Consider the following 8,426-nt stretch of genomic DNA (forward strand, 5'->3'; position numbering starts at 1 on the left):
CCGCCATGACCGCAGCAGGCCTACCAGAAGACACAAACCCAGCTGTTACACAAAGCACACGCCCACAGTTTGGTGATTACCAAATTAATGGTGCAATGGGCGCCGCTAAAAAAATGAAAAGCAACCCACGTGAGCTTGCGCAAAAAATTATTGATAACCTCGATGTAACCGACATCGCTGAAAAAACAGAAATTGCCGGCCCAGGTTTTATTAATATTCATTTAAAGCCGGAGTTTTTAGCCAACAGTGTAAAAGCAGCAAACAACGATGCAAAACTGGCTGTAAACGAGCACGCAAATCCGCAAACTGTCGTGGTAGATTACTCATCACCTAACCTTGCAAAAGAAATGCACGTAGGCCATTTGCGTTCAACCATTATTGGTGATGCCATTGTACGTGCGCTTGAATTTAGAGGCGACAAAGTCATTCGTCAAAACCACATGGGCGATTGGGGCACACAGTTTGGTATGCTAATTGCGCATTTAGAAGATCAAATTAGCCAAGGCGTAGACTTAGAGTCGGTAGCGCTTGCTGATTTAGAAACGTTTTACCGCGATGCAAAAAAACGTTTTGACGATGAAGAAGGCTTTGCCGATAAAGCCCGTGACTATGTAGTTAAACTACAAGGTGGCGACGCGCACTGTGAAAAGCTATGGAAGCTATTTATAGCGACCTCTGTTAAGCACTCTGAAGAAGTTTACAAACGTCTAAACGTAACGCTTACCCAAGACGATATTATGGCTGAAAGTGCTTACAACAGTGAGCTTAACGATATTATTAGCCTATTAAAAGATAAAAACATAGCGGTAGAGTCGCAAGGCGCACAAGTGGTGTTTTTAGATGAACTTGCCAATAAAGATGGTGAGCCATCGGCGTTTATCGTGCAAAAATCTGGCGGCGGCTTTTTATATGCAACCACCGATTTAGCCGCGTGTAACTACCGCTCAAATACCTTAGGCGCTGAGCGTATTTTAATATTTGTTGATGCACGCCAAAGCCTTCACTTTAATCAGGTGGAGCTTACCGCACGTAAAGCAGGCCTTTTACGCGATGAAACGAGCTACGAGTTTTGCCCGTTTGGCACCATGATGGGCGCCGATGGTAAACCATTTAAAACCCGTACAGGTGGTACAGTAAAACTTGCTGATTTACTTGAAGAATCAATTAGTCGTGCAGCAACAAAACTTGCTGAGCGTGAATCTGATTTATCAGATCATGATCGCAGCGAAATTGCGCGTAAAGTAGGTATTGGCGCTGTTAAATACGCTGATCTTTCTAAGCATCGTACCAGCGATTACATTTTCAACTGGGACACCATGTTAAGCTTTGAAGGCGCGACAGCACCTTACTTACAATATGCTTATACCCGTGTACGCAGTATTTTCCGTAAATCAGGTGTCGATGCCGCTACGCTAAATGCAGATGTAGCTATAGCCGAGCCGCAAGAAAAAGCACTCGCGCTTAAACTGTTACAGCTTGAAGAAGTCCTTGATTTAATGATCTCTGAGGCTACTCCGCACGTACTATGTAGCTACTTATACGAGCTAGCTAGCCTATACATGACATTCTACGAAGCCTGCCCAGTACTTAAAGAAGGCGTAGAGCCAAGCGTACGCGATAGCCGTTTAGTGTTATGTAATTTAGTGGCAGATACGCTAAAAACAGGATTGGATTTGTTAGGCATTGAAGTCATGGAGCAAATGTAATCACCTTCTGCTTCGTGTAGTTCGCTTTAGCTGCGTTGGTAAAACTATTTAGCCTAAGTCACATACAAACCGTATGCTCCTTGGCATAAATAGTTTTACCGCCTTGCTAGCACTCCTACACTTGCAGATGATTTTAGGCTTTACTTGACGAACTTTTGTAAGTTAATCAATTTTGTAGCTGATAGCTGATAGCTGATAGCTGATAGCTGATAGCACCGTAGGTTGGGTTGAGTGAAACGAAACCCAACATTAACCAAGCACTAACCCAAAATATAAAATTGTTCTTATTACTGATTACTATTGATTGCCTGACCTTAACTTACCCACATACGCTTTAATAAACAGAGAAGGATTTGTTTATGAAACTCGAAGACATCCGCCGTGAATACCTGCAAGACGCGCTAAGCGAAGATAACTTGCAAGATGATCCATTCAAACAATTTGAAACGTGGCTTGAGCATGCTGTGGGCAGTAATATCCCAGACCCAACGGCCATGGTTGTGGCAACGGTTGATGAAACCGGGCAACCTTCACAGCGTATTGTATTGTTAAAACATTTAGATGATAACGGGTTTGTATTTTTTACTAATACCGGCTCACGTAAAGCGCAAGAGCTAAAAGGCAATAACAAAATATCGCTGCACTTTCCGTGGCACCATATGGAGCGCCAAGTGATTGTATACGGCGAGGCAAAACCATTACCGGCGGCTGCAGTCGCTAAATATTTTTTATCGCGCCCTAAAGAAAGCCAATTAGCAGCATGGGCCTCAGCGCAAAGCAGGCCGGTCTCATCGCGTAAAGTGCTTATGGAAACCTTTGCAAACATGAAGAGTAAATTTGCTAATGGTGAAATTCCATTGCCTGATTTTTGGGGCGGTTACTGCGTAGTGCCTACTAAAATAGAGTTTTGGCAAGGCGGCGCACACCGTTTACACGACCGCTTTATCTATCAGTGCCAAACCGATAATAGCTGGCAAATAACACGTTTAAACCCTTAACCGGTTTACGCTGTGAAGTTTATAGACTCCCACTGCCACCTCGATTTTACTGAGTTTGACGCAAACCGCGAAGCACTCATAAAAGAGTGTATGGCTAAAGGCGTTGAGCGCTTTGTTGTGCCAGGTATTAGCTTGGCGCAATCTCAGCAACTAATTGAATTTAAATCTAAATACCCACAAGTACATATTGCCGTAGGGCTTCACCCTTACTTTTTAGATGAGCATAAAGATGCTCACTTAGCGCAGTTATTCGATTTTGCAAAAACCAATAAAAAACAGCTGGTGGCAATAGGGGAGTGCGGGCTTGATAGAAGTATTGATGACCTTGAAAAACAAACCAGCCTATTTGAGCAACATATTACCCTTGCTAACGAGCTCAAGCTGCCGCTTATTGTGCATCACAGGCAAAGCCATGATTTAATTGCGCATGCGTTTAAGCGCTGCAAGCCAAAATATGGCGGCGTGATACATGCATACTCAGGCTCCATGCAACAAGCACAGTATTATATTAAACAGGGCTTTAAATTAGGTGTAGGTGGCGTTATTACTTATGAACGAGCAGCTAAAACCCGTGATGTAATTGCTCAAATAGAACCGCAGCATTTAGTACTTGAGACGGATGCGCCCTCAATGCCATTAAGTGGCCATCAGGGAGAAATTAACACCCCTGCGCATATTCCTGCTGTATTTGAAGTTTTATGTAGCTTAAAGCAAAATAGCAATAAAGCCGAACTTGCTCAGCAGCTTTACGATTCTTGCTCTGAGGTTTTTTGCATATAGCGATTTACCTGCCAACGTTTTAGGCCTCGCCCTAGCTGCCATGTAAAAATACAGGCTATTACTAGCATTAATAAAACTTGCCTGCCTAAATCATGAAAGTGATTGTGGCTGTCAGATATTGCCGCGCGGGTTAAATAAGTAATAGATACAAAGCCTAAAGGCTTATCTATGTCGCTTACAACAGGCTCAACAAACGGGGTTTTTAGTTTACTAATCCCTGGGGTAGACTCTGGTAATTGGCCAAATATGTGGTGCGATTGCCAGTGATCGCTGCTGGCTATAAGTACGCCTTGCTGATCGTAAATTGTGGCTGAAAGTACAAACTCGTCTTTGCTTATATCATTACACAAAGCTCTAAGCTGTGGCTTATTTTTAGCAAGCAGTGGCTCTTTAGCATTAAGAGCCATAAATGAGGTTAAGCTTTTGGCAGTATTATCGGCACTATTATAAAGTAGTTGGTGGCTTTCAAAGCTACTGTTAACACCTACAAAACTCAGTAATACAAAACAGCCCGCAGCCAATAACAAGCGAACGATTCGCTTTCTTTGTGATGCAGACAAAGGGCTTTTTATATGGTTATTTTTCATAGTCACCGTATATGCTACTGACAGCATTTTGATTTGATGTTACAACTACGCTAACTATAACCTTAAATCTACCCCGATGGCGAATTTAGCGTTATGAATACCCTAATTGATACGCCAAATTAGAAAAATAAATAACAAACACGGAGAACCCATGTCGCAAATGAACATGGCACAGCCAGCTGCTGAGCAAGCATTACATTCTTTAACGCTAAACACATGGTTTGATTACAAAGAAGGGAGTTTTACTCCTGCTCAAACAATACCAGATAAAACCGTTGGGTTATTTAGTATTGCGTTTGCGGGCGATTTTGAACTAAAGCATGTAACGAGTATTATCGACTTTTTAAAAACGCACGCGCTTAAAGTAACCGCTGTATGTCAATATCAGCCCGACTTAGGGTTAGCCCCAGCTCTGTGTTTTTATAGCCCAGAGGCAGAGCAAAAAATTAACCCGCTTGCGCTAAGAGAGTTTGCAAACACGCTTGATTTTCAGCTAGTGCAAGTTACAACGCCACCTAACCTATATGAGCCAGGGCTGATGGTTATGGATATGGACTCTACCGCCATCACCATAGAGTGCATTGATGAAATTGCACGTTTAGCAGATGTATATGACGATGTGGCTTCGGTGACCGCGCTTGCAATGGCGGGCAAACTAGATTTTAGCGAAAGTTTAAATCAGCGTGTAGCAAAGTTAGCCGGCATAGAGCAAAGCTTAATTGAAGACTTAAAAAACACCTTACCATTAATGCCAGGTATTAAAGCGTTATGCCAAATATTAAAGCAGCATAATTGGTATCTTGCTATAGCATCAGGCGGGTTTGTGCCCTTTGCCGAGCGTGTGCAGCAGCTGATTAATTTAGATGAAGTACATGCTAATGTGCTTGAATTTGCAAACAATAAACTCACAGGAAAAGTCTCTGGTGCCATTGTTGATGCGCAGCAAAAAGCGGTTGTTTTAGAAACACTGCAGCAAAAGCTGGGCTTAGCAAATACGCAAACGGTAGCCATTGGCGATGGCGCAAACGATTTGCTCATGATGGAAAAAGCAGGATTAGGCGTTGCCGTACATGGTAAACCAAAAGTGGTGGAGCAAGCTCAAGCGGCTATATGTCAGGGCTCGTTACTGCAATTGTTGTATATGCTGGCTATCCCCTTAAATAAGTAACCTGAGAATAACCACCAAAATAAGTTATACCAATCGGGTTAAGTTATTAGACATTTATAGCGACAGATAAATAGCGTGATAACAAGGCATAAATTTCGACATGTAGTTGTTCTACATGAGAAATTTATAACGCCGCTAACGTTTTATTTAGCACGCTATAAACTTTTAAGTCGATTGGTATTAAGCCGCTTAGCGCAAGCGGTTTAACCATAACAGCTTTCTGCGGCCCATTTGAGCGACCTGCTTTTGATCTAACTCTAAATGGCTAAGCGCTTCGTCGGTTATATCTACAATATCACCCACCCCAGATACTGCCCACAGCGCTTCTTCTATGTCTTTTGCTTTGTGCATTGCATATTGGCTTACATATTTAAGTTCGTTTGATAGGTAATCTGTATCTGGGCGACCCGTTCGCGATAAGTACAAGCGCATAACAAATACCAGCTCAGATTTAACGCCTGCGCTAATTTGCTCACTAAAGCTCGAATAGGTTTCGCCTAGTACGCATTGGCTCGTCACAGCCTTTTCAATGTTATCTTGTTTAGGGTCAAAATTAATTGCGAGTGTAAACGGCAAAGGCGGGTCTTGTCGGCTACGATCTTTAATGCTTGGGGTGATCACATCAATAATTTGTTGCTGCGTTAAAATATAGCTTAGGTCAGTTTTATTATTTAATAAGCCAAAATTTTGTAAAATCACGTGAATTGGGCTGGCATATAAACCAAAACCTATGGCACCTGGAATAAAGTGGCTTGCTTCTTTATGTAAATAAAGCGGGAATTGGCACACACTTTTGGTCACCATATTTCTCAGTGCGGTAGAAAGGCCTTCTATTTTAGGCGCTTCTTCAGACACTTTTAATTTATCTTTATTACTTTGAATTAATTGGGTAAAAAAGTTAACCCCTGCATGTGGTAAGTCAGCAACTCTGTTGGCTTTTAAATTAATGGTCGTTAACGACTTACTAATTGCCATCACTTCGTATTTAAGCTCACTTAAATTATGCTTTTTAGTTATTTTTTGTAAATCGGGGAAAGACAGTAAAACAATATCACCTTTTTTAAAGCTAACCGGCGAGGCTGACTCTAATTGCAAACCCATAACCGAAAAATCCCGAGTATGAGCCTGATACTGCTTATCCTCAAACGTAAGCTCGGCAGGTGTTTTATATAAGTATCGTTTGTGAGAGCGTAAATTTACATACTCTAGTGGCACAATATCTAAATAAGGAGGCTTATTATGCTTAGCGTGGCCAAAATGTTTAAGCTGGTTAACTAACGCCTTATCGTAGGGCTGCTTCTTATAATGCGCTTGTTCTTCACTGTTACCAATGGCGGNCCTGCCACTCTTGGAGAAGGTGGCTTATTAAGCTTTTCTATGTTTTTACCCGCCGAGTTAGGCAACGATAATGGAATAAACGAATCATCTGGGTGGCTTGGCATAACTTGTAACTTAAAGCATTGCCAGCTGTCTTTTTGGCTACCAAACCCTAAAAACAGGTTTCTTAATTTAGGGTTGTTATTAAGCTCTGTACGCGTGGCTGAGTAGTAATAAATTTTTCCTGCAGAAACATGAGTAAACGTATATAAGTAATCTTCTTTTACTGCGTTTACTTGGGTAAGCATTTGGCTAATACGTTGATTATTTAAAATGCTATATAAGCAGGGCACTTTTCGTTCATCAGTAAAATAGCGCTGAATAAAAATATTATTTTCAGTGGTTAGGCTTAAACTAGGAACAATTTGTTCGCCTTTTTTACTTAAAAACACGTATAAAGAGGTAACGCGCGGAATATAATATTGCTCATAACCCTTTGAAACAACAGCATCTAGGGTGTTATCTAAGTTCACTTTATAGCGGCGTTTATTACCGTTTATAAAGCTATCTAAAAAATTATCGAATGCTTCATTTTTTTCTATAAAAGTACGCTTTAAACGAATGTGGTTATATTCACGAGATATGTTTTCAACTGCAACTACTTCATATTGAATGCCATTTTTAAGGCCTAGCTCAAAATCTTGCTCAAGCCCTACTAGCCGCATGGCAATTAGCTGCCCTTTTTTTATAATTTGGCGGGTAGGAAGTTTAATTTTACAACCACTCAAAGAGATATCTGAGGTACTAGCGGCAATGTTTTTCTTATCGTTGTACTCAATTTTAACTTTAATCGAGTAGTTCATTCGCTCCTCAGAGCGGCTTTCATAAGAGGCAAATTTTATTACGCTAGTAGTCAGAGTGTCGTTTTCAACTTGTGTATCACTTTGCTCTTGTGCTTGTTTTTGTAGTACGCGATGGTTGTTTTCGGTATTCATTACCGCTTCGTATACCGCTAAAGTATAGNGTTGTTTTAAGGCTGCCTCAAATACTTCTATGGCGGTGTCATCCATAAAGTGTTGTTTACCATTGTGCTCATACGGGCGAACTTGGCCTGTTACTAAGCCTCGCAGGTCAACAAAACGGGCAACTGGCTGAGATAGGCGCGACATTTCCATTTTCATTAAAAACTGCTCAGGCTTTGTTAAACCTGCCGTTTTAGATTTAAAAATTAGGTCGAACTTTGCGTTACCTAAATAGGTTTTTAGCTCATTTACGAGGTCTTCGTGTTTGAGCAGTATGTCTTCAGCCATTTATAAATCGTCACCGTCTAATTGAAAAGTAGGTATACTGTAAAGTCCATTTATTTGAAAAATTCAATAAACGTAACATCGTGCTATGTTATTAATATAGGTACGATTTTTCGTGTAAGTACAGTTTAACTCTTGTTATTATGTGTTAAATGCCAATTTGTTGGCAAGTTACTTTAAAGTATTTAAAAGCAATAAGTATGCCCTAACTTAAAGTAAAAGAGAAAATTACATGTGTTTGTTTCTAATATAGATCCTAGAGTGGCTTTAGCAATGTAGCGCTGCTATGTCGTTCTCCCCATGATAAAATAAACAACTAAATGTATGCATTTTAAATTAAAGAATAGTAGGTAAGGTTATAAATGGCTAAGGCGGCAAAAGTAGAATTTGTTTGTACAGAGTGTGGTATGAACTACCAACGTTGGCAAGGTCAGTGTCGCTGTGGTGCGTGGAACACGTTGGCAGAATTTAAACCCTCTGCAGGGCAAAGTAAAAAAGCCGCTGCGCGAGCAACCGTTGGTGGTTATGCAGGTGGTATTGGTGGTGGCTCTAAAAAAATTGAT

5 protein-coding genes and 2 pseudogenes are annotated in these 8,426 nt (G+C 41.0%); 5 read left to right on the plus strand and 2 right to left on the minus strand.

The genetic code is table 11. The annotated features are described in order from the left end of the window. From argS to L650_RS0108105, 3 genes are all read left to right on the plus strand, one after another. On the plus strand, positions 1 to 1,706 hold a 1,706-nt coding region (gene argS, locus L650_RS0108095), incomplete at its 5' end, for an arginine--tRNA ligase (protein WP_029772799.1). 359 nt (positions 1,707 to 2,065) lie between these two features. Next, on the plus strand, positions 2,066 to 2,704 hold the full coding sequence (gene pdxH, locus L650_RS0108100) for a pyridoxamine 5'-phosphate oxidase (protein WP_029772800.1): 639 nt from the start codon (positions 2,066 to 2,068) through the stop codon (positions 2,702 to 2,704). A gap of 12 nt (positions 2,705 to 2,716) precedes the next feature. Beyond that, positions 2,717 to 3,484: a TatD family hydrolase gene (locus tag L650_RS0108105; RefSeq protein ID WP_029772801.1), complete on the plus strand. Its 768-nt coding sequence runs from the start codon at positions 2,717 to 2,719 to the stop codon at positions 3,482 to 3,484. Here L650_RS0108105 and L650_RS0108110 read toward each other — a convergent pair. Beyond that, on the minus strand, positions 3,451 to 4,071 hold the full coding sequence (locus tag L650_RS0108110) for an AhpA/YtjB family protein (RefSeq protein ID WP_004586158.1): 621 nt from the start codon (positions 4,069 to 4,071) through the stop codon (positions 3,451 to 3,453). The genes L650_RS0108105 and L650_RS0108110 overlap by 34 nt on opposite strands. Positions 4,072 to 4,222: 151 nt before the next feature. Here L650_RS0108110 and serB point away from each other — a divergent pair, with 151 nt between their 5' ends. Next, positions 4,223 to 5,239: a phosphoserine phosphatase SerB gene (gene serB / locus L650_RS0108115; protein ID WP_029772803.1), complete on the plus strand. Its 1,017-nt coding sequence runs from the start codon at positions 4,223 to 4,225 to the stop codon at positions 5,237 to 5,239. A 189-nt stretch (positions 5,240 to 5,428) separates the two neighbouring features. On the opposite strand, the pseudogene L650_RS0108125 reads toward serB, so the two are convergent. Further along, positions 5,429 to 7,866, minus strand: a pseudogene (locus L650_RS0108125) (PilZ domain-containing protein). A 359-nt stretch (positions 7,867 to 8,225) separates the two neighbouring features. On the opposite strand from L650_RS0108125, the pseudogene L650_RS0108130 reads away from it, so the two are divergent. Beyond that, positions 8,226 to 8,426, plus strand: a pseudogene (locus L650_RS0108130) (DNA repair protein RadA); the annotation flags it as partial.

The organism is Pseudoalteromonas sp. TB51, assembly GCF_000498055.1.
Classification (GTDB): Bacteria; Pseudomonadota; Gammaproteobacteria; order Enterobacterales; family Alteromonadaceae; genus Pseudoalteromonas; species Pseudoalteromonas atlantica.